This is a genomic window from Pseudoalteromonas sp. 120-MNA-CIBAN-0494 (assembly GCF_040308885.1).
Lineage (GTDB): Bacteria > Pseudomonadota > Gammaproteobacteria > Enterobacterales > Alteromonadaceae > Pseudoalteromonas > Pseudoalteromonas nigrifaciens.
The window spans coordinates 1-241 of sequence record NZ_JBEOOE010000221.1 but is presented as its reverse complement, the minus strand read 5'-3'; the positions used below and the strand labels follow the sequence as shown (position 1 = coordinate 241).

General features: G+C 45.6%; 1 pseudogene. It reads right to left on the bottom strand.

The features are described from left to right. Window positions 1-241 (bottom strand): annotated as a pseudogene (locus AAEY55_RS18570) (amino acid permease); the annotation flags it as partial.

Below are 241 nucleotides of genomic sequence, written 5' to 3'. Positions count from 1 at the left end.
GCGTTAGTCATCGCATCTGCGGTTGCTAAAGTTGAGTTCTCAGCTTGTACCAACGGTAACGTTGTGCCTACACTCCAAGCGATACCCACATACCATATGACAGCAACAATGATAGAGAGAATCAAAAACTTACCGATATTAGGACGAGTTAAGTCGATCTCTTCTGCCGCTTGAGGGATAACGTCAAAGCCCACAAACATAAAGGGCACCATCACAATGACTGCCATAATACCAGCAGCAC